The following is a 19142-nucleotide window of genomic DNA, read 5'->3' on the forward strand; positions in this document are numbered from 1 at the left end:
CAACGACGAAAGCCGGGAATTGTTCCCAGGGATGTCAAAACGCAGAAAGGGCGACGCCGGTGGCGACCGCCCTTCCTTAATGGCTACAAGGCAATGCCTTTGGCTCAGGCCTCGATCTCGATGTCGGTCTTCGGACGCGAACAGCAGGCGAGGATGTAGCCCTCGTCGATCTCGTCGTCGAGGATGCCACCATTGTGGTCCATCTCGACCTCACCGGACAGCTTCATGACCTTGCAGGTGCCACACAGGCCGGATTCGCAGGCAGCCCCGATGCGAACGCCGGATGCGCGTGCCGCCTGCAGAACGGTGTGGCCGGGAGCGCAGGGGCCATCCTTGCCCGACATGGCGAAGGTGACCTTGGTCGCCTGTTCACCATCGGCATGATCGGCGACCACCACCATCGGCTCGGCCTTGACCGGCTGGAAGGCCTCCTCGTGATACTGCGCCATGTCGAACCCGGCGCCTTCGAGCGCCTCGCGGACCGTGGCCATGAACGGCGCCGGCCCGCAGCAGAAGACCGTGCGGTCGAGGAAATCAGGCGCCAGAAGCGCGATCTTCGCCTTGTCGATGCGGCCTTTCAGGCCGGACCAGAGCTGGCCGCGGCCGAGCTGCTCGATGATGAAGCCGAGCTGGAAGTTCGGCATGTCGCGCGCCTTGGCCTCCAGCTCCCAGCGGAAGATGATGTCATCGGGCGAGCGGGCACAGTTCAGGAAGGTGATGTCGCTGTCGGGCGCGCGGTCGCTCAGGTCGCGGGTCATCGACATCATGGGGGTGACGCCGGAGCCGGCTGAGACGAAGAGATATTTCTTGCCGGGATGCTTGGCATAGGAGAAGTCGCCGAGCGGGCCGAAGGCCTTCAGCGTGATGCCGGGCTTCATGTTGTCGAACATCCAGCGCGTGCCGATGCTCTCTTTCTGCGCTTTCACCGTCACGGCAACCGTATAGGGGCGCGAGGGGCTGGAAGAGAGCGTGTAGGTGCGCATGACCGGCTCGGGGCCGACGGGGATCTCGAGCGTGACGAACTGGCCGGGCAAGTAGCGGAACCACAGGCCCGGTTTGTTCGGCTTGAAGGTGAAGGTCATCACGTCGGCGGCTTCCGGCGTGACAGCGACGCATTCGAGCAGATGCTCCCGGTCGGACCAAGGGCGCATTTCGTCGACGTGGCGGTACTGGGTGACAGCGATGTTCATCTCACGCCACCGCAGACAGGCGAGCCTTGTCGCCCTGCAACCGGTTGATCATGAAGGTGGTGTACCAATCGACGAATTGCATGACTCCACCCTCGTGCTCGACGGAATAGGGACCCGGCTCATAGGCGGGCGAGCGAATGCCAAAGGCATTCTCCTCGACGATCGACCGGTCCTGATCGTTCGTCATTTCCCAGACATGCGTGAGTTCCTTGAGGTCGTAGTCGACACCTTCCACGGCATCCTTGTGCACCAGCCAGGTGGTGGTGACGGCAGTTTCCTCGGCCGATAGGGGCGTAACCCGGAAGGAGATCGCGTGGTCGACGAGGATGTGGTTCCAGGTCGAGGGATAGTGGAACAGCAACATGGTGCCGATATGCGAGGTGGAGACGTCATCGGACAGCGGACAACGGACAGCGCGCTTGCCTGACAGGGTGTAGCTCTCGGCGTCCTGGATCAGAGGCATGCGGGCCGTGCGGAACTGACCCGACGGATCGATCTTGAAGGTGCTAGGGAGCCCGGCTGCTTCACAGCGGGCCCAGTGCTCGGCGATAACAGGATCGTCACCTGCCCCCTGCACGCCGGTCGCCGTCGGGGCTTCCGGATAGGTGCGGCAGAGCTCCGGATGGTTTCCGGCGCAGTGGTAGCACTCGCGGTTGTTTTCCCAGACGAGCTTCCAGTTGCCCTTCTCGATGATCGTACTGCGATGGGCAACCTTGGCCTCGGAAAGCCGGTGCGGCTTCATGTAGGGTTCGATCGAGGCCCGGACCGGTGCGAAATCGGCCGGCTCGTTGGCAAGGCAGATGAAGATGTAGCCGGCGACGCTCTCGCAATGCACCGGCTTCAGGCCGAATTCGTTCTTGTCGAAGGTTTCGCCCATCTGACGGGCAAAGACGAGCGAGCCGTCGAGATCGTAGGTCCAGTTGTGATAGGGACAGACAAGCTTGGCAGAGGCGCCGCGATCCGAGGTGCAGACGCGGTGGCCGCGGTGGCGGCAGGTGTTGTGGAATGCGCGGATCACCTGATCCTTGCCGCGGACCATGACGATGGGATAGTCACCGACCTGTGCGGTGAAATAGTTGCCGGCGCGCGGGATCTCGCAGTCGTGGCCGATAAACAGCCAGTCGCGATACCAGATCTGTTCCATGTCGAGCTTGAAGTAGTCCTGATCGATGTAGAAAGGCTGCTCGAGCGAGAAGCCCTCGCGCCGGCTCTTCAGCTGGCGCAGTACGTTGGCCTGCAGGTCCATGTCGTCCTCGTTTGCAAAACCCGGGGGAGAAGAGAGCACAGCCTGCCATCGCCCTGGGAAGGCGGCGTGCATGGCTATCTCCGGTCGCCCTCCGCAACCTCAAATGTCCATCCGCCGAGGCTGGTTTCCGGGCTCAGGAGTGGTCCATTTGCGGACCGCGTCGGCGCCTTCCCAGGGTTGCCCCCAGTGGCCTTTTGCCAAAACGCATTCTCCACCACCGTTGCGGGGGCAGCGCCGGATTTCGACCGGCTTCCCGATTTCCCACCCTCCCTAGCAGGGTGGCACCTCGAGCTTCATCTGCATCTAACCACACGGCGCAGACGGGCGCTGCACTGCGGAACGACACGGCCGAAATCGTTTGCGACATCGGATGAAGTCGTCTCTGCTACCAACATCTTGGGAATTCTTCATTGTTTTCCGATGTCTGCAGTAACGGACAAGATTTCGCGCCTGAAAACATGGCGCAAATGAGCGACTGAAATGAATTCTGGAGATTTGCGCCGGGGCAAGCCTCGCGAAACCTCGATCACGCAGAATACCATCAAATCATGATTAACCATGCTGCGTTAAGCTCAAGCAATCAGTCCGGGTACAGTCAGAGCGTCAAGATGCAGAAACTGAGATACTACGCGGCTCCGAAAGCGGAAACGAAACCGCCGCCATCCTCAAAGGCAGTCCATACCGAGTTCCTGAGAACCGGCCGGATCTCGCGCAACCGCGAGGATTGGCTGCCGGACGAGCGGCGTTATCTTTCCTATGAGGAAGTCGCAGCCCGCACCGGACGCCGGCTGGAACGGGCCGCCGAGACGACCCATGAGCGGATCAACGCCTTTCACCACTCGGTCCGTTTCCCGAAGATCATCTTTCATCGCACGCTGAACGACAGTCCGCATCTGGGCTACTGTCACGTGACGGCGGCGCGCACGAACTTTGCGCACTATGCCGATGTCAAATGGGCCTTCTACATCGCCAATTTCTTTGCAGAACTCGGCGGCGACGAAGTCTTCTTCGAGCATATCAAACAGAACTACGGACGGATGTATTTTGCCGTGGCGATCAAGCCGGAGGCGGAGAACAAGTCGATGACCATCGACCGGTCGATCCGCGACAATGGCCTGCTATTCCAGACCGTGGATCCGAAAGAGGCGCTGCGCAACGTGCTGATGCTCGGCGCGCGCAATACCGAACTCCGGAAGATCATCACCAAGCTCTGAGAGACGAGGCGTCGATCCTTAAGCGCCGAAGCCGCCGACCGGCTTCTTCTTGTAGATCAGCCAATCCTTCGAGACATAATCGCTCGCACCATAGATCGTCACCGTGTCGCCGCCGGCCGTCTTGGAGGTGGCGAGCGCCTTTTCGGCAAAATTGGTAAAGTCGAAGGCATTCGGGGCCTGCTCGGAATAGCAGATGCCGAACGACATGCTGAGCTGGCCGACGCGGGCGCCGCTCGACGATCCGACGAAATTGGTGGCCTTCAGCTTGGCACGGACGAGATCGACCACGCGGCTGATCTCTTCCTGATCAGAGGTGTAGAGCAAAAGGCCGAAGCGGCCGGCATCGAAGCGGCAGGCGAGATCGCCGCCACCGGACACGGCTTCGAGCACCTTGGCGACCTGCATCAGGAAACGTTCGGCAACGGCCGGCCCCATCTGTTCCTGGATGCGGACGTAGTCGTCGATCTCGCCGATGGCGACACCGCACAGGACAGGCATTTCCGGGTTCGCATAAATCTTGGCGACAGCCTTGTTGAAGGCACGGCGGCTTGCAAGGCGGGTGACCGAATCGACGAATTTCGCAGCTTCGGCTTCCTCCGCCTCGCGCTGAAGGTCGGCCAGGGCTGCGGTCTTGTCGACCACGGCGCGCACGACATTGCTGTTCTGGTGGGCGCGCTTTTCGGTCGCCGCCTTCAGCATCTTGATCGACTGGCCAAGCGGTGTGCCTTCGAGATCGGCTTCCGTGAGAATGGTCTTGGAGGCATTGCCGATGACACGGCCGTAATCTGAGAGCGAGATCTTTTCTTCGTTGAGCAGGCTGATGAAGTTGCTCATCTCGGCACGAACTTGGCCGTTCTGGCGGCTCAGCAGTCCATCCTCGTGGTGGTGCGGCAGATATTTGCGACCGAGTTCATCAAGGGCTTCCTGGGTCTTCACCTTGCCGAGCGCGATGAACTCACGGACCAGCTCCGGATTGCTGCCCGAATAGGCCTCGTAAACCAGCTCGTAATTGCGCGGCAGACCGTCGATGCCCATCTGGTGCATGGCGGTCGCAACGCGAAGCGCAATGCTGGCGGCAGGATTCTTGACTTGCTGCATCTGTCCAATTCCCCTGATGAGGCATTCCCGTCTCTTATCCGAACCATAGGAGAACAATTCTTTCTTTCGGTTACGTCGGTAGTTAAAAATTGAACGGATTGCCCACCCCATTAAAAAATAGGGTGGAATCGGGTGCAGGCGGTGTGGAAAAAGAGGTTTGCCGCTCCGGCCCGCTCGGGATATGCACGGGCAAAGGCAGACTGGAAGGCTCGGATACATGGCGCGGATCATCCCGATCGCAACGGACACGGACAAGGCGGAAGCCATTACGGCGGCCACCGAGACGCTTCTGCGCCACCGGCCCGTCGCGATCCCGACGGAGACCGTCTATGGGCTGGCCGCCGACGCGACGCATCCCGCCGCGATCACCTCGATCTACGAGACCAAGGGACGCCCGCGCTTCAACCCGCTGATCTGCCACATGGCGGATCTTGATATGGCGGAGCGCTATGCCTTGTTCGACCCGGTCTCGCGGCGACTGGCTGAGGCCTTCTGGCCGGGTCCGCTGACGTTGGTCCTTCCGCTGAAAGAGAACTCCGGCATCCACCCACTGGCAACGGCGGGGCTCGACACGGTTGGCATTCGCGTGCCCGTCGGGTTTACGGCCGAACTGATCCGCAGCCTCGGTCATCCGCTCGCGGCCCCGAGCGCCAATTCCTCCGGGCGGATCAGCCCGACGACGGCTCAACATGTCGAAGCCGATCTCGGCGGGAAGATCGAGGTCATCGTCGACGGCGGCCCCTGCCCCGTGGGCGTGGAATCGACCATCGTGAAGGTTGAGAATGGCGAAATCCGCTTACTGCGTCCCGGCGGGATCGAAGCCGAGGCGATCGAGGCCGTCACCGGCAAGACCGTCATCCGGCCAAAAGCATCCGGTACGGCGGCGATCGAGGCGCCGGGCATGCTCGCCTCGCATTATGCGCCAAATGCTTCCGTGCGGCTGAATGCGACCAGTGTCTCGAGCGGAGAAGCCTTGATCGCCTTCGGACCGCGCGACATATCCGGGTCGTCCGCTGCGATGGCCGTGTTCAACCTCAGCCCAGACGGGGACCTGGCTGAGGCCGCCAGCAATCTCTTCGATTATCTAAAGCGCGCGGATGCGAGCGGGGCGACGGGCATTGCCGTGGCCCCCATGCCGGACGAGGGGCTGGGCGAAGCGATCAACGACCGGCTGATGCGGGCGGCTGCACCCCGCGGGACCGAGGGATGACTGAGATGACCGTGACCATGAGCCTTGCCGAGCGTCTGCGCGCCTTTGTCGACATCGTCGGTGAGGCCAATGCACTGACGTCACCTGACGATATCAAACCCTATCTGACGGAGAACCGCGGCCTCTATCACGGCGCCTCCCCACTGGTGCTGAAGCCCGGCTCGACGCAGGAAGTTTCGGAAATCCTCGCGCTTGCCTCAAAGACGGGAACGGCGATCGTGCCGGTCAGCGGGCGAACGGGGCTCGTCGGCGGGCAGGTCCCGCGTGAGGAGGGTCAGGACGTTCTGCTCTCGCTCGAGCGCATGAACCGGATCCGCGAGATCGACCCGGTCGCCGATGTTATCGTCGCCGATGGCGGCGCAATCCTGGCAGACGTTCAGAAGGCGGCCGAGGCGCATGGCAGGCTTTTTCCGCTGTCGCTGGGGTCTGAGGGCTCCTGCCGGATCGGCGGCAATCTCGCGACCAATGCCGGTGGCACCGCCGTGCTCGCCTATGGCAATATGCGTCAGCTTTGCCTCGGGCTGGAAGTGGTGCTTCCGACCGGCGAGATCTGGGACGGACTCAGACGCCTCAAGAAGGACAATAGCGGCTACGACCTGCGCGATCTTTTCATCGGCGCGGAAGGCACGCTTGGCGTGATCACCGGCGCCGTCTTGAAAATGGTGCCGCGGCCGCGTGGGCGGCAAGTGGCCTATGTCGGGCTCCCATCGCCGGACGCGGCGCTCGCCCTCTTCGAAAAGGCATCGCAGCGCTGCGGCGCGGCGCTGACCGGTTTCGAACTGATGCCGCGCATCGGCGTCGAATTTACCACAAAACACATCCCCGGCGTGCGTGACCCGCTCGCCTCCGTGCACCCCTGGTATGCGCTGGTCGACATCTCGACCTCGGATTCGGCAGAAACCGCCGAGACCATGATGCATGAACTGCTCGCAGAGGCGCATGAGGCAGGCCTGGTCTCGGATGCGGCAATCGCCAGTTCACTCGCCCAGCAGAATGCCTTCTGGCATTTGCGCGAAAGCATGTCGGAGGCGCAGCGCCCCGAGGGCGGATCGATCAAGCATGACGTCTCCGTGCCGGTCTCGCGCATCCCGGCCTTCCTGGCAGAGGCAGACGCAGCCGTGCATGCACTGATGCCAGATGCCCGCATCTGCGCCTTCGGCCATCTGGGCGACGGCAATATTCATTACAATATCAGCCAGCCGGTCGGGGCCGACAAGGCTGCCTTCATCGCGCGGTGGCGCGAGGTGAATGCCGTGGTGCATGCGGTCGTGCATCGCCATAGCGGCTCGATTTCAGCCGAACACGGTGTCGGTCAGCTGAAGCGCGATGAGCTTACGGCGAGCCGGCCGGCGATCGAGACGGAGTTGATGCGGCGGATCAAGCAGGCCTTCGATCCCGCCGGCATCATGAACCCCGGCAAGGTGATCGACTGAACCATGACCGGCGCCCCTCGCCTTTCGCTCAGGATCGATTTCGCCAACGGCGCGCGGCTCGGGCCGGGCAAGGCCCAGCTTCTGGGAATGATCGAGGAACACGGATCGATCCGGGCGGCGGGGGCTGCCATGGGCATGTCCTATCGGCGCGCCTGGCTGCTGGCTGACGAGATCAACCGGATGTTTCGGGAGCCATCGATCTTCACCCGGCACGGGGGCAAGAGTGGTGGCGGGGCAGGCCTGACGCCGTTCGGCGAGATGCTGCTCGCGACTTGCAGACGCATGGACGCGGAAAGCCTAAAGGCGCTGGCGGGCGATCTGAATTGGCTTGCAAGCGTCGAGGCGGCGGATTTCGCCGCCGCGGGTCGCAAGGGCGACAACGACGGCTGAGGCACGGCTCAGCCTTTCGTTTTCCGGTACAGGCTCTCGGAGGCGATGGAGACCGTCTTGAACAGAAGATGGACCGGTTTGCCAGGCTCCAACTCCAGTTGACGCAAGGAGCGCCGCGTGACCTCCGCCACCATGAGCTGCCCATGACAATCGACGGTGAGCGTGACACCGGTGCCGTGTCCATCCTCGACTGCGACCAGATGGCCAGACAAGCGGTTGAGCGCCGAAAGCCCTGCGGTCTGTTCCGTCGCGACGACAATATCCGAGACCGGGACGAAGACACGGACCCGTGTGCCGATGGCGACGCTTGTACGGCGCAAGAGCAGTGGCCCGGCGGCGGATCTCGCCTCGGTCAGGCCATCCTCCGGATAATGGGCGGCAATTTCCGCATCAATAAAGTTACCGGCAGGCAGGTCGCCGGACGCATGCATGACGGTTGCCAGCGCCTCGTCCGGCCGACCGACGGCGCTCGCCCTTCCCTTGTCGAAGGTGATGAGTGAGGTCGCGAGCCTCGCGACTTCCTCCACGGAATGGCTGACATAGAGGATGGGCACGCCGAACTCGTCGCGGATGCGCTCGATATAGGGCAGGATCTGCGCCTTCAAGCCGCTGTCCAGCGCGGACAGCGGCTCATCCATCAGCAGCAGCTTCGGGCTTGCCATCAGGGCGCGGCCGAGGGCCACACGCTGTTTTTCGCCCCCGGAGAGATGAGACGGGCGGCGGGCGAGCAGATCGGCGATGCCGAGCAGGGAGGCGATGCGATCGAGGTCTTCGCGACGCTCGGTGCGCGGCAAGAGCCGTTCGCCGTAGCGCAGGTTCTGCACCACGGTCAGATGGGGAAAGAGGCGCCCTTCCTGGAAGACATAACCTATGCGGCGGCGATGCGGTGGCAGGAAGACGGAACCGTCGCTCCATGTTTCGCCATTGAAGCGTACATGGCCGGCCTCAGGACGGATCAGGCCGGCGACGATGTTGATCAGCGTCGTTTTGCCGGAGCCGGAAGCACCGAACAGCGCCGTCAGGCCCTCGCCCAGCGCGAAATCGGCCTCAAGCGTGAAATCGCCCTGACGATGATGGATCGCAAGCTCCAGCATCAGGCGGCTCCCACGCGGGCGGCGATGCGGCGCGACAGGAATTCGGAGGCGATGAGAGCGCCGAGGGAAAGGACGATCGAGATCACCGTCAGGCGCATGGCGGCAAGATCTCCGCCGGGGACTTGGGTGTAGGTGTAGATCGCCGAGGCGAGAGTCTGGGTTTCGCCGGGGATGTTGGAAACGAAGGTGATGGTGGCGCCGAACTCACCCATCGACTTAGCGAAGGCGAGGATCGCGCCGGCGGCGATGCCCGGCAGGATGAGCGGCAGAGTGACGGTGAAGAACACGTAAGCTGGCGGTGCGCCAAGGGTCGCCGCGGCCGGTTCCAGCCTGCGGTCGACGGCATCGAGCGAGAGGCGGATCGAGCGCACCAAGAGCGGGAAGCCCATGACCGCAGCGGCGAGTGCTGCCCCCGTCCAGCGGAAGGAGAAGACCAGGCCGAAGGCCTGTTCGAGGAAGGCACCGACCGTGCCTCGCCTGCCAAATGTGATCAGCAGCAGGTAACCGGTGACAACGGGCGGCAGAATGAGCGGCAGATGCACGAGGCCATTGAGCAGCGACTTGCCCCAGAAGTCCTTGCGCGAGAGCAGCCAGGCGACCAGCAAGCCGAGTGGCAGCGAGAAGGTGACGGCAACAGCCGCGACCTTCAGGCTGAGCAGCATCGCGGTCCATTCTTCAGCCGTCAGTGTCAAAAAGAGCATCCGGATGCTTGGGTAGAGGCGAGCTCAGTTGGTCTTAGCGAGCACGGTGAAACCGGCTGCGGTGAAAATGGCATGGGCGTCTTTCCCTTGCAAATAAGCGAGAAACTCGGCTGCGCGCGGATTTTGTCCATCAGTCGTCAGGGCTGCCGGGTAAACGATCGCGGGGTGGCTCGTTTCGGGGAAGCGGTCAAGGATCCTCACCGACGGGTCGGCCTGCGCATCCGTCTCGTAGACGATGCCGAGCGGCGCTTCTGCGCGGGAAACCAGGAGCAAAGCTGCCCGGACATTCTCCGACTGGGCCAGCTTGTCCCTGACACTCTCCCAGACGCCGAGGCTTTCGAGAGCGGTCTTGCCGTATGTCCCGGCGGGAACGGCATCGACATTGGCCATGGCGAGACGTTCATCCCCTAGGAGCGTGGCGAGCGGGAAATTCTCAAAGATGCTGACGGTCGCAGCGGAATCCTTCGGTGCGACGAGCACAATCCGATTGCCGAGAAGGTTGACACGGGTGTCGGACTTGATGCGGCCAGCCTTGTCGAGATGGTCCATCCATCTGAGATCCGCCGAGATGAAGACTTCAGCCGGGGCGCCCTCCTCTATCTGCTTCGCGAGCGATGAACTGCCGGCAAAGGAGAGCCTCACGTCGGAGCCGCCGGCAGCCTTCCAGGCCGCTGCGATCTTCTCAACACTCTCCTTGAGGCTGGCGGCGGCGAAGACCGTTACCGGTTCTTCGGCCCGCGCGGCACTCATGAACGCGCCCAAGATTGCGACTGCCGACACCAGCAACGCGAGGAACGAGGTCTTGAGGGGGTGGGCCATGCCGAACTCCGAAACGATATATCCAATTGGATATATCGATAGCGAAAAAGAAACCCGCCGACAAGCAGCGGGTTCCCGGAAGACTGAAATATCAGGCCTTCAGCTGTGCCAGGCTGAAGAGCAGATCGGCCGAGATGCCGGCGCTTCCGCCGCTCAGAATGGATAGTGCCGGGCTGTTGTAGCTGGCGTTTTCGGAGTCATACATGGCCGAATACCGCTGGAGGAAGCGTTCGAGCTTGGCCGGATCCTGCAGGTCGGCCAGTTCCATGTTCTCCCCGATGATGCGCGCCTGCTGGTCGACATCCATGTTGGAGAACTCGTCCGTATAACCGAAGGTGGTACGGAAGACGGCCATGAGCGCGTCGTCGGCGATGAGACCATAGGCATCGGTGATGGTCGGTGCGGTGCGCTGGAAATAGAGGGCGAGGCGCACGGCTTCGTTGCTCTCGCCTTCCGTTTCTTCCAGGGTCTGACGCAGATACTTGTTGACCGTTTCCATGGTCTCGCCGCGCTGCTGGACCGTGCCGATCGTCTCGCGGGTGAGATTGCCGCTCGCATCGAAGTTGAAGGAGGCGACGAGTTCGGCCCAACGGCTGTCGGGCTGCTGATTGACCAAACTCTTGGGATCGGACAGGTCGGAGCCGAAGGCCTGCTTGAGGAAATCGTCGGTCACATCTGCCGGATCGAGGCCGAAGGCGCCGATCACGACATCCAGCACCTCGCGATCCGCCAGCAGCTTGCCGACAGTGTCGATCGACTGGATCTTCTCCTGGTAGTTTTCCGCCTTCTCGGTCGCCGTTTTACGGACCTCGGTCTTTTCCGGATCCTCCAGGAAGCGGACCTCGTTGATCACATATTGCTTGGCGATCGTCGTCGCGGTCAGTGAATTGTGTGCCTGTAGCGGGACTGCGGCATTGCCCGCGCTGTCGAAGTTGAAAAGCTTCGACATGTCGATCAGACGGCTGTCCTTCGACTTGTTGGCAAAGCTGTTCGGATCAGTGAAATCGCTGGTGAGGGCCTGCCTCAGCTCACGCACTGAAAATTCGTTGGCCTCGAAGCCGAAGGTGCGCTGCAGGACGAGACGCATGGTCGTGTCGGACAGCAGGTCATCGACGTTTTCGGCCTCGGAGATATTGGTCTTGAAAAGATCGGTCAGAGCCTCTTTGCGCTCTTCGTCCGCATCGTCGTAGAGGGCTGCAAAGCTGGAATTGGTGGAGGTGAGCTGGGTCGTCCCTTGCGCGGTCATGCCGCTCTCGACTGTTCCGTCACTGGCAAAATTGAACTTGCCGGCAATCGCCACCCAAGCATCTCCGCCATTGGTGGCGGCATAGCTGTCCGGATCGGACGTGTCGCTCGTCACGATCTGCTTGAAGGTCGAGGCGCTCATCGAGCCAAGCTCGAACGCCGTGCTGACATAATTGAACAGGCGCGTATCGGCGGTGAGCTCGTCGACCGAGGTGATTGTCGCGATCTGCTGTTCGTAATAGGCGCGCTCGCGCTGGCGGTAATAGTCGGTGACGTAGATCTGCTCTTCGTCGACATAGAGCGAGACGATCGCTTCTTTCTGGACCGCCGTCTGGGCGGTCGCTCCCGACAGCGTACCATCGGTGTTGAACTCGAAGGCCTCGGCGAGCTTGAGGAATTTCGACGCATTGGCCGCACCATTGGCGACCATCTGATTGACGTAGCTGTCCGGATCGGACGTATCGCTGGTCAGGATCTGGGCGAGATGGTCCTTGGTGTAATAGGTGCCATCGATGCCATGGGCGTCGAGGGCGAAGGTCATCAGACGGCTGTTGTTGACCAGCCCGCTGACATTGGTGACCTTGTCGATCATGGTCTCGTAATAAAAGGCTTCCGCCTCCAGCGTGTCGCTCTGAGCCGTCAGTGAGGCCTCGTATTTCTCGAGGAGAATGGTCTGCTGGGAGTCGGTCTGCAGATCGGTCTTTTCCGCCGAGAACTGGAAGGAGGCGGCGAAATTGCGGTAACGCTCGTCCGTCAGCTGGTTGGCAAAGCTTGCGTCATCCGAAAGGTCGCTTTCCAGCACCTTTTCCATGAAAGCCTTGGCATAGGTCATCTCTTCAAGACCATGGGCCTTCATTGCATAGGAATAGAGCTGATAGTCGTCGAGAAACTCCTCGACCGTCGAGACCTTGCCGATGTTCTCCTTGAAGTACTCGGTCTGGCGCGCCACGAGCGGATCGGAGACGGTGCGGTTGAGGCTCGCCTTGATGTCGCGATTGACGAGATTGTAGCTCAGATAGGTCGAGACCATCGGGATTCCCATACAAGACAGAATGCGCGCGAATCACAGTATGGCGCAAATTCCTTGCCTCAAGCTTTATGAAATCGTGAAGAAGCGAAGGTTCGAGAACGGGTCTCCATCGAGACTCCCCTTGGATGTCTGGCTAACCGTTTCGTCCTGGAACACGCAGTGGGCGCAGTTCACCATTTTGAAACCCTAGCCGGTACGACAAAACTAACCATTTGACGCCGCAAGGTTTTTTTTACCGCGATTTTTAAGCTGTCTCGAACAGCGGCTGGCTATGTTGCCCCCACAGAGGACGAAAAGTCCCGAACAGACGAGCACATGACGCGCTCTCGGGTAAAACAAGGGTAGCATGAAGATGACGAACACGGTTTTGAAGCCAGCATGGGCCGGCGCCACTCTGCGACTGGATCCTTCGCGGTTCCCACAGCAGGTGACCTATGCTCTGCGTGGTGTCCTGGGTGACGTCACGATCACCATCGACGAACGCGGCGCAGTCTTGCGCAAGATCCTCCCCGGCAGCGGTCTCCCGCTTTCCTTCGCCCTTCCGGCCCGCGCTTTCAAGGGCGTCGCCGCTCGGGCAATCGATCACGGCAATGGCGAGGTCACCGTGACGTTGGAACTGCATCACGACGATCCGGAGCTCTGCATCCCGCTGCTCGTCGCCCATGATCTCTGCGATATCGCGGCCGACTGGCGCGGCTGGGCAGATGCCTTCCGCATTCCCATGCTGATGGTGGAAGCCGACGGCGTTGCCCGTCCGCTCGAGGACCATCTCGGCGATGTGCGCACCAAGGAGACGCAGCCGCGTCGCCGCCATTCCTATTTCGCCGAGCGTCGTCCGCGATTCCTCGTGCGCCGCACCACCGGCAAGCTGGGTGTAAGCATGAAGATTTCCGGCAAGGAAATCATCGCCCGCAACTGATCTTGTCCCAGGACCGAACAGACAAGAGGCCCGGAAGGCGACTTCCGGGCCTCTTCGTTTGCGGGTTTCAGCGGCGCAACCGTTTCGAAACGGCGCAAGATTTCAGACCGCAATATCGCGGGTTGAATTGGGTTCAGGCGAAGGGAATGGCAGCCACCAGCCCAAGGAAAACGATTGCACCGACGCGGTTGTTCGACTTGAACAATGCCAGGCACTGGGCGCCGTCATCGATATCGAGCACCTTGATCTGCCAGGCGAAGAGCCCCCCGGCGACGAGCAGGCCAATGATTGCGGGGAATGCGGCGCCGGCCACCAGGCAGGCTGAGAGAAGCAGGACGAGCGTCAAACCGTAGAGACCGGTCAGCCAGATCTTGGTATCGCGGTCGAAAAGCCGTGCGGTGGAGCGCACTCCGACCAATGCATCGTCTTCGCGGTCCTGATGGGCGTAGATCGTGTCGTACCCGATCGTCCAGGCGACAGCGCCGACATAAACAAGGATCGCGGCCAGCGAGAGATTGCCGTGAAGTCCCGCCCAGCCCATGAGACCGCCCCAGGAAAAGGCGAGGCCGAGGAAGAATTGCGGCCAGTCGGTGAAGCGCTTGGCGAAGGGGTAGATCGCAACGACGGCGAGCGAGAGGATGCCGAGCAGGATCGAGAAGCTGTTGAAGCAGAGCAGCACGGCAAGCCCGACCAGCGACTGCACCACCATGAAGATCTTGGCATTGCGGCGCGAGATGCGGCCTGACGGCAGCGGTCGGGACCGCGTGCGGGCGACCAGGTTGTCGATATCGTGGTCGACGAGGTCGTTATAGGTGCAGCCGGCGCCGCGCATGGCGACGGAGCCCACGAAGAAAAGGAAGAGATGGAAGGCAAAGAGCGCGAGGTTCAACCGGCCTTCCGCAGCGAGCGCATTCGCCGCCAGCGCCGAGGACCAGAAGCAGGGCCACATCAGGAGCTGCCAGCCGATCGGCCGATCCCAGCGGGCGAGCTGGGCATGCGGCCAGAGCCATCGCGGCAGGATGCGATAGACGAAATTGTCGGAGGGCGCGTCGATGACGCGGTCGATGTTGGGTTCGGCTGTGCTCATGCTCCTGTTGATAGAGCATGGGCGGGTTCAAGAAAACCGCCCGTGCTCATCGGGTCAGGAAATTTGGCTGCGCCCTTTCGTCAGTCGAAGCTGACGCCGAACTTGTAGCTGGCGGAAACGCCGAACATCAGCTGGTTCTTGCTGCCCCGCTCCTGCACGAGGCTCGAATCGGCGACGGGGCCTGCGAGACGCTTGTATTCTGTGAAGGCGCTCATCGAGATCTTGTCGGTGGCATCCCAGGTGATCGCACCGCCTGCACCATAAGAGGTGATGCCGCCGTCGGGATCATACTGGCTGAGGCCCGAGGCCGCGGATTCCGCGGCGTTCACGCCGTAATAGGCCTGCGTATAGCCGCTGGTGGCGAAGGTCATGCGCGGGCCGGCGGAGACGCGCAGATTGGGTGCGATATCGGTAAAGGCATCGACCGCGATGTCGGCGACGAGGCCGTCATGGGCGCGGATGCCCTGGCGGAGTTCGGCGCGGGCACGTATCCAGTCGGTGACATAGACATCGGCGAAACCACCGAGCTCGCCGCCCCAGTCGACTTCCGACAGGCCGCGCAGGGCATCGTCGTCGCCCGCATCGCGGCCGGGCAAGAATTTGCCGACGATACCTGCGCGCAGCACGTCCGTGTCATAGATCGCAAAGCTCGGATTGTCGTTGCGCGAGGAGAAGCGAGGCGCGCCACCTCGCCCGACCGAGATGATCGGCGAGAAGAAGAACTTGTTGTCCCTGGCGCCTTCGAAGGTAGGCGCCGAGATGCCGGCGCCACCGAGCGTCACATACCAGTTGCCGGAAAAGAAGCCCTCAGCGCCAGCCGGCGAAGCTATGACCGCAACAGACGCGGCAAGAAGGGCAACTATACGCACCTTGTTCATGATGACCCCCAAGAAAACGCAGAACACTTGACCCGCAGATCGGATCTCAACTTCCTTCAATATTTCAAGAATCCGTTACGGGATCTTTAACCACGGCGACAATGACCGGCGCGGCGGCGGAATGCTCATCAACCCAGTTGATCGGTCCATAACTCAAGCTTCTGAATCCACGGGGAAAACCGCTCGTTTTCGCCGCCGCCACCATGTTCATTGCGGATTTGCGTCTCGATGACGTGTTTCGCCTTGACCTCGCCGCCGGCTGCGCATTTGCTGCAGAGCAACGAGAACAGGAGACCCGCCATGGCCGTCGATACATCCGCCCGCACCCCCACCTTCACCCATGTCGACGGAGAGTGGTTTACCGGCAACCCGCCGCTGATCGGGCCTGTCTCGCACGCTATGTGGCTGGGCTCGACGGTGTTCGATGGCGCCCGCTGGTTCGACGGGATCGCGCCCGACCTCGACCTGCATTGCCAGCGCGTCAACCGCTCGGCCGAGAACATGGGCATGAAGGCGGTGATGCCGGCAGAAGAGATCGAGCGCCTCGCCTGGGAGGGGATCCAGAAGTTCGACGGCCGGACGGCAATCTACATCAAGCCGATGTATTGGGCCGAGCATGGCCAGATGGGTTCGGTGGTTGCCGCCGACCCGGAATCCACCCGGTTTGCGCTCTGCCTGTTTGAAGCGCCGATGCACACCGCCAAGCCCTCCTCGCTGACGGTTTCTCCCTTCCGGCGCCCGACGCCGGAATGCGCGATGACCGATGCCAAGACCGGCAGCCTTTACCCCAATTCCGGCCGCATGATCATCGACGCCCGCAAACGCGGCTTCGACAATGCGCTGGTGCGCGACATGAACGGCAATGTGGTGGAGACCGCGTCTTCCAACGTCTTCATGGTGAAGGACGGCGTGGTCTATACGCCAGCTGCCAACCGCACCTTCCTCGCCGGCATCACCCGCGCCCGGATCATGGGCTTGCTTCGCAAGGCCGGCTTCGACGTCCGCGAGACGACGCTGTCGGTCGAAGATTTCATGGATGCGGACGAGATCTTCCAGACTGGCAATTATTCCAAGGTGGTACCGGTCACACGGCTGGACGACGTGCAGCTTCAGGAAGGGCCCGTGACGCGCAAGGCGCTAGAACTCTACATGGACTGGGCGAAATCCACGGCGGGCACGGACGGCTGACGGCACGCGCCGACCTTCCCGCCTTCCGGGCCGCTTGATCGCGGCCCCTCGCCTCTCTATCTCTCGCTGAGCTGAATGTTCCCATTCCCGGAAGGATCTCCCTTGTCCGTCTTCAAGAACCTGCCCTCTCCGCCTGCCGTCGCCAAGAAGCCCGTTTCCGATACCCGTCACGGCATCACCAGAACGGACGATTATGCCTGGCTGCGCGCCGACAACTGGCAGCAGATGTTCAAGGATACCTCGATCCTCGACCCGGAGATCCGCTCATACCTGGAAGCCGAGAACACCTATATGGAAGCGGCCATGGCGGATACGAAAGCGCTGCAGAAGGCGCTCTTTGCCGAGATGAAGGGACGTATCAAGGAGGATGACTCTTCCATTCCGATGAAGGATGGACCGTTCGCCTATGGCTCGGCCTTCGTCACCGGGGGCGAGCAGCCGCGCTATTTCCGCATTCCGCGCGACGGCAGCCCGAAGGACGAGACGATCCGCGACCTGCTGCTCGATGGCGACAAGGAGGCTGCTGGCAAGGATTACTTCCGCCTGTCCGGCATCGACCACACGACAGACCACAGCTTCGGCATATGGGGTTATGACGACAAGGGCTCGGAATACTACACGCTGCGCATCCGCGATCTCGCCACCAAGCAGGATCTCGACGACGTGCTCGAAAACACCGCCGGCGGCGGGGTCTGGGCGCCTGATGGCAAGAGCTTCTTCTACACGCTGCAGGACGAGAACCACCGGCCGTCCAAGGTCTTCCATCACATCGTGGGTGAGCCACAATCGTCCGACCGTCTCGTCTATGAGGAGAAGGATCCCGGCTTCTTTATGGGCGTCGGCGGCTCGTTGCTTGATGATTTCATCTATATCGACATCCACGATCACGAGACCTCGGAATACCGCCTGCTCTCGACCAAGGACCTGACGGCAGAGCCCCAACTGGTCGCCGAGCGCGAGGAAGGCGTCGAGTATTCGATGACCGAAGGCGGCGACGTCTTCTACATCCTGACCAATGCCGACGACGCCAAGGACTTCAAGATCGTCGAGGCGCCGGTGACCACTCCTGGCAGGGAGAACTGGCAAGAGGTCGTGCCGCACGAGCCGGGCCGGCTGATCCTCAACCACATGGCCTTTGCCCGCCATCTCGTCTGGCTGGAACGCCGCGAGGGCCTGCCGGTCATCATGATCCGCGACCGTAAGTCGGGCGAAGAGCATTCAATCGCCTTTGCCGAGGAAGCCTATTCGCTGGGCTTGCAGGGCGCTGCGGAATACGAGACCGACGTCATCCGCTTCTCCTATTCCTCGATGACGACGCCTTCCCAGCTCTTCGACTACAACATGACGACGCGCGAGCGCACGCTTCTGAAGACACAGGAAGTGCCTTCCGGTCACAAGTCGGAAGACTACGTGACCCGCCGGGTCTTTGCCGAAGCGCATGACGGCGAGAAAGTGCCGGTCACACTGCTCTATCGGAAGGACACCAAGCTTGACGGCTCCGCTCCCTGCTTGCTCTACGGCTATGGCGCCTATGGCATCACCATTCCCGCCGGCTTCAACACCAATTGTCTTTCGCTGGTGGACCGCGGCTTCGTCTATGCCATCGCCCATATCCGTGGCGGCAAGGACAAGGGCTTTTCCTGGTACGAAGACGGCAAGATGGAAAAGAAGGTCAACACCTTCAAGGACTTCATCTCGGCCGCCGACCATCTGGTGAAGGAGAAGTTCACCTCGTTCGAACGGATCATCGCCGAAGGTGGCTCTGCCGGGGGCATGCTGATGGGAGCCGTTGCCAATATGGCTCCAGAAAAATTCGCCGGCATCATCGCCGCCGTACCCTTTGTCGACGTGCTCAACACCATGCTCGACGACACCCTGCCGCTCACCCCGCCGGAATGGCCGGAATGGGGTAATCCGATCGAGTCTGAAGAGGAATATCGCTGGATCGCGGCCTACAGCCCTTACGACAATGTCGAGAAGAAGCCCTACCCGCCGATCATCGCTCTTTCTGGCCTCACCGACCCGCGCGTCACCTACTGGGAGCCGACCAAGTGGATCGCGAAGTTGCGCGCCACCGCTCCGGATGCCGGTCCGTTTCTCTTGAAGACCAACATGGCAGCAGGCCATGGTGGGAAATCGGGGCGCTTCCAGCGGCTGGAAGAGATCGCGTTTGAATATGCCTATGCGATCAAGGTGGCGGGCAAGATGTGAGGCGGTGACGCCGGTCACATTCTCCAAGCAATAACGGGTATGTTTTGGGCATTGCTTCGGCAATGCCTGAAACAGCGCTGCCTGAAGATCATGATTCGGCGCGCGTACTTTCACTCGCGCCGTTTCGCAAGGGCCAATCGTCATGACGCAATGCGGGACGCAAGCCTCGCGCAAGGTTGAAAGGTTAAC

General features: G+C 61.6%; 17 protein-coding genes and 1 riboswitch. Of the genes, 7 read left to right on the top strand and 10 right to left on the bottom strand.

All coding sequences use genetic code 11. The features are described from left to right. Positions 1-104: 104 nt before the first annotated feature. Together E9677_RS00730 and E9677_RS00735 are read right to left on the bottom strand one after the other, a co-directional pair. Positions 105-1190 carry a hybrid-cluster NAD(P)-dependent oxidoreductase gene (locus tag E9677_RS00730; RefSeq protein ID WP_136556191.1) on the bottom strand — a complete coding sequence of 362 codons (1086 nt, stop codon included), beginning with the start codon at positions 1188-1190 and terminating at the stop codon, positions 105-107. A gap of 1 nt (position 1191) precedes the next feature. Further along, positions 1192-2436, bottom strand: coding sequence for an aromatic ring-hydroxylating oxygenase subunit alpha (locus tag E9677_RS00735; protein WP_136556192.1), 1245 nt, complete (start codon positions 2434-2436; stop codon positions 1192-1194). A gap of 101 nt (positions 2437-2537) precedes the next feature. After that, positions 2538-2740, bottom strand: a riboswitch (cobalamin riboswitch). 304 nt (positions 2741-3044) lie between these two features. On the opposite strand from E9677_RS00735, the gene E9677_RS00740 reads away from it, so the two are divergent. Next, complete coding sequence (locus E9677_RS00740; RefSeq protein WP_136556193.1) at positions 3045-3650, top strand: DUF6656 family protein; 606 nt, start codon at positions 3045-3047, stop codon at positions 3648-3650. Between the two features lie 18 nt (positions 3651-3668). On the opposite strand, the gene E9677_RS00745 is transcribed toward E9677_RS00740, so the two are convergent. Continuing rightward, positions 3669-4748: a diguanylate cyclase domain-containing protein gene (locus tag E9677_RS00745; RefSeq protein ID WP_136556194.1), complete on the bottom strand. Its 1080-nt coding sequence runs from the start codon at positions 4746-4748 to the stop codon at positions 3669-3671. Between the two features lie 217 nt (positions 4749-4965). Between E9677_RS00745 and E9677_RS00750 the strand changes: the two genes are divergently transcribed. Genes E9677_RS00750 through E9677_RS00760 form a run of 3 tightly spaced genes read left to right on the top strand, consistent with a single transcriptional unit; the run spans position 4966 to position 7781 of the window. Further along, positions 4966-5958, top strand: coding sequence for an L-threonylcarbamoyladenylate synthase (locus E9677_RS00750; RefSeq protein ID WP_136556195.1), 993 nt, complete (start codon positions 4966-4968; stop codon positions 5956-5958). Positions 5959-5963: 5 nt separating this feature from the next. Further along, complete coding sequence (locus tag E9677_RS00755) at positions 5964-7391, top strand: FAD-binding oxidoreductase (protein ID WP_205910107.1); 1428 nt, start codon at positions 5964-5966, stop codon at positions 7389-7391. 3 nt (positions 7392-7394) lie between these two features. Beyond that, entirely contained in the window at positions 7395-7781 is a 387-nt protein-coding gene (locus tag E9677_RS00760; RefSeq protein WP_136556197.1) for a winged helix-turn-helix domain-containing protein, read from the top strand. 8 nt (positions 7782-7789) lie between these two features. Here E9677_RS00760 and modC read toward each other — a convergent pair whose 3' ends face one another. The 4 genes from modC to E9677_RS00780 all read right to left on the bottom strand — a co-directional run bounded on the left by modC (position 7790) and on the right by E9677_RS00780 (position 12670). Continuing rightward, positions 7790-8878, bottom strand: coding sequence for a molybdenum ABC transporter ATP-binding protein (modC, locus tag E9677_RS00765; RefSeq protein WP_205910108.1), 1089 nt, complete (start codon positions 8876-8878; stop codon positions 7790-7792). Then, positions 8875-9576: a molybdate ABC transporter permease subunit gene (gene modB, locus E9677_RS00770; RefSeq protein WP_136556199.1), complete on the bottom strand. Its 702-nt coding sequence runs from the start codon at positions 9574-9576 to the stop codon at positions 8875-8877. Before modB ends, modC begins: the two co-directional genes overlap by 4 nt. 24 nt (positions 9577-9600) lie before the next feature. Beyond that, positions 9601-10395: a molybdate ABC transporter substrate-binding protein gene (modA, locus tag E9677_RS00775; protein ID WP_136556200.1), complete on the bottom strand. Its 795-nt coding sequence runs from the start codon at positions 10393-10395 to the stop codon at positions 9601-9603. 91 nt (positions 10396-10486) lie between these two features. After that, positions 10487-12670 (bottom strand): DUF1217 domain-containing protein, encoded by a 2184-nt coding sequence (locus E9677_RS00780; RefSeq protein ID WP_168801085.1) that lies wholly within the window; start codon positions 12668-12670, stop codon positions 10487-10489. Between the two features lie 352 nt (positions 12671-13022). On the opposite strand from E9677_RS00780, the gene E9677_RS00785 reads away from it, so the two are divergent. After that, positions 13023-13589, top strand: a complete 567-nt coding sequence (locus E9677_RS00785; protein ID WP_136556202.1) for a DUF6101 family protein — start codon at positions 13023-13025, stop codon at positions 13587-13589. 133 nt (positions 13590-13722) lie between these two features. Here E9677_RS00785 and ubiA read toward each other — a convergent pair whose 3' ends face one another. The 3 genes from ubiA to E9677_RS25095 form a co-directional block, all read right to left on the bottom strand. Further along, positions 13723-14676 (bottom strand): 4-hydroxybenzoate octaprenyltransferase, encoded by a 954-nt coding sequence (gene ubiA, locus E9677_RS00790; protein WP_136556203.1) that lies wholly within the window; start codon positions 14674-14676, stop codon positions 13723-13725. An 80-nt stretch (positions 14677-14756) separates the two neighbouring features. Continuing rightward, the gene (locus E9677_RS00795) at positions 14757-15554 is read right to left on the bottom strand and encodes a MipA/OmpV family protein (protein ID WP_136556204.1); all 798 of its coding nucleotides are present in this window, start codon (positions 15552-15554) and stop codon (positions 14757-14759) included. Positions 15555-15682: 128 nt separating this feature from the next. Then, positions 15683-15856: a hypothetical protein gene (locus E9677_RS25095; protein ID WP_168801086.1), complete on the bottom strand. Its 174-nt coding sequence runs from the start codon at positions 15854-15856 to the stop codon at positions 15683-15685. Between E9677_RS25095 and E9677_RS00800 the strand changes: the two genes are divergently transcribed. Both E9677_RS00800 and E9677_RS00805 read left to right on the top strand, forming a co-directional pair. Next, positions 15855-16742, top strand: coding sequence for a branched-chain amino acid aminotransferase (locus E9677_RS00800; protein ID WP_136556205.1), 888 nt, complete (start codon positions 15855-15857; stop codon positions 16740-16742). The genes E9677_RS25095 and E9677_RS00800 overlap by 2 nt on opposite strands. A 102-nt stretch (positions 16743-16844) precedes the next feature. Beyond that, positions 16845-18953, top strand: coding sequence for a S9 family peptidase (locus E9677_RS00805; RefSeq protein ID WP_136556206.1), 2109 nt, complete (start codon positions 16845-16847; stop codon positions 18951-18953). The last annotated feature ends 189 nt before the right edge of the window (positions 18954-19142 follow it).

It is taken from the genome of Peteryoungia rhizophila (assembly GCF_004912145.1).
Classification (GTDB): domain Bacteria; phylum Pseudomonadota; class Alphaproteobacteria; order Rhizobiales; family Rhizobiaceae; genus Allorhizobium; species Allorhizobium rhizophilum.

What these genes read in the sequence shown, in the direction of transcription:
- E9677_RS25095 (WP_168801086.1), bottom strand. Translation starts at nt 15,856, where the DNA reads ATGGCGGGTCTCCTGTTCTCGTTGCTCTGCAGCAAATGCGCAGCCGGC.
- E9677_RS00785 (WP_136556202.1), top strand. Translation starts at nt 13,023, where the DNA reads ATGACGAACACGGTTTTGAAGCCAGCATGGGCCGGCGCCACTCTGCGA.
- E9677_RS00800 (WP_136556205.1), top strand. Translation starts at nt 15,855, where the DNA reads ATGGCCGTCGATACATCCGCCCGCACCCCCACCTTCACCCATGTCGAC.
- E9677_RS00730 (WP_136556191.1), bottom strand. Translation starts at nt 1,190, where the DNA reads ATGAACATCGCTGTCACCCAGTACCGCCACGTCGACGAAATGCGCCCT.
- modB (WP_136556199.1), bottom strand. Translation starts at nt 9,576, where the DNA reads ATGCTCTTTTTGACACTGACGGCTGAAGAATGGACCGCGATGCTGCTC.
- E9677_RS00745 (WP_136556194.1), bottom strand. Translation starts at nt 4,748, where the DNA reads ATGCAGCAAGTCAAGAATCCTGCCGCCAGCATTGCGCTTCGCGTTGCG.
- ubiA (WP_136556203.1), bottom strand. Translation starts at nt 14,676, where the DNA reads ATGAGCACAGCCGAACCCAACATCGACCGCGTCATCGACGCGCCCTCC.
- E9677_RS00760 (WP_136556197.1), top strand. Translation starts at nt 7,395, where the DNA reads ATGACCGGCGCCCCTCGCCTTTCGCTCAGGATCGATTTCGCCAACGGC.
- E9677_RS00755 (WP_205910107.1), top strand. Translation starts at nt 5,964, where the DNA reads ATGACCGTGACCATGAGCCTTGCCGAGCGTCTGCGCGCCTTTGTCGAC.
- E9677_RS00740 (WP_136556193.1), top strand. Translation starts at nt 3,045, where the DNA reads ATGCAGAAACTGAGATACTACGCGGCTCCGAAAGCGGAAACGAAACCG.
- modA (WP_136556200.1), bottom strand. Translation starts at nt 10,395, where the DNA reads ATGGCCCACCCCCTCAAGACCTCGTTCCTCGCGTTGCTGGTGTCGGCA.
- E9677_RS00735 (WP_136556192.1), bottom strand. Translation starts at nt 2,436, where the DNA reads ATGGACCTGCAGGCCAACGTACTGCGCCAGCTGAAGAGCCGGCGCGAG.
- E9677_RS00780 (WP_168801085.1), bottom strand. Translation starts at nt 12,670, where the DNA reads ATGGTCTCGACCTATCTGAGCTACAATCTCGTCAATCGCGACATCAAG.
- E9677_RS00795 (WP_136556204.1), bottom strand. Translation starts at nt 15,554, where the DNA reads ATGAACAAGGTGCGTATAGTTGCCCTTCTTGCCGCGTCTGTTGCGGTC.
- E9677_RS00750 (WP_136556195.1), top strand. Translation starts at nt 4,966, where the DNA reads ATGGCGCGGATCATCCCGATCGCAACGGACACGGACAAGGCGGAAGCC.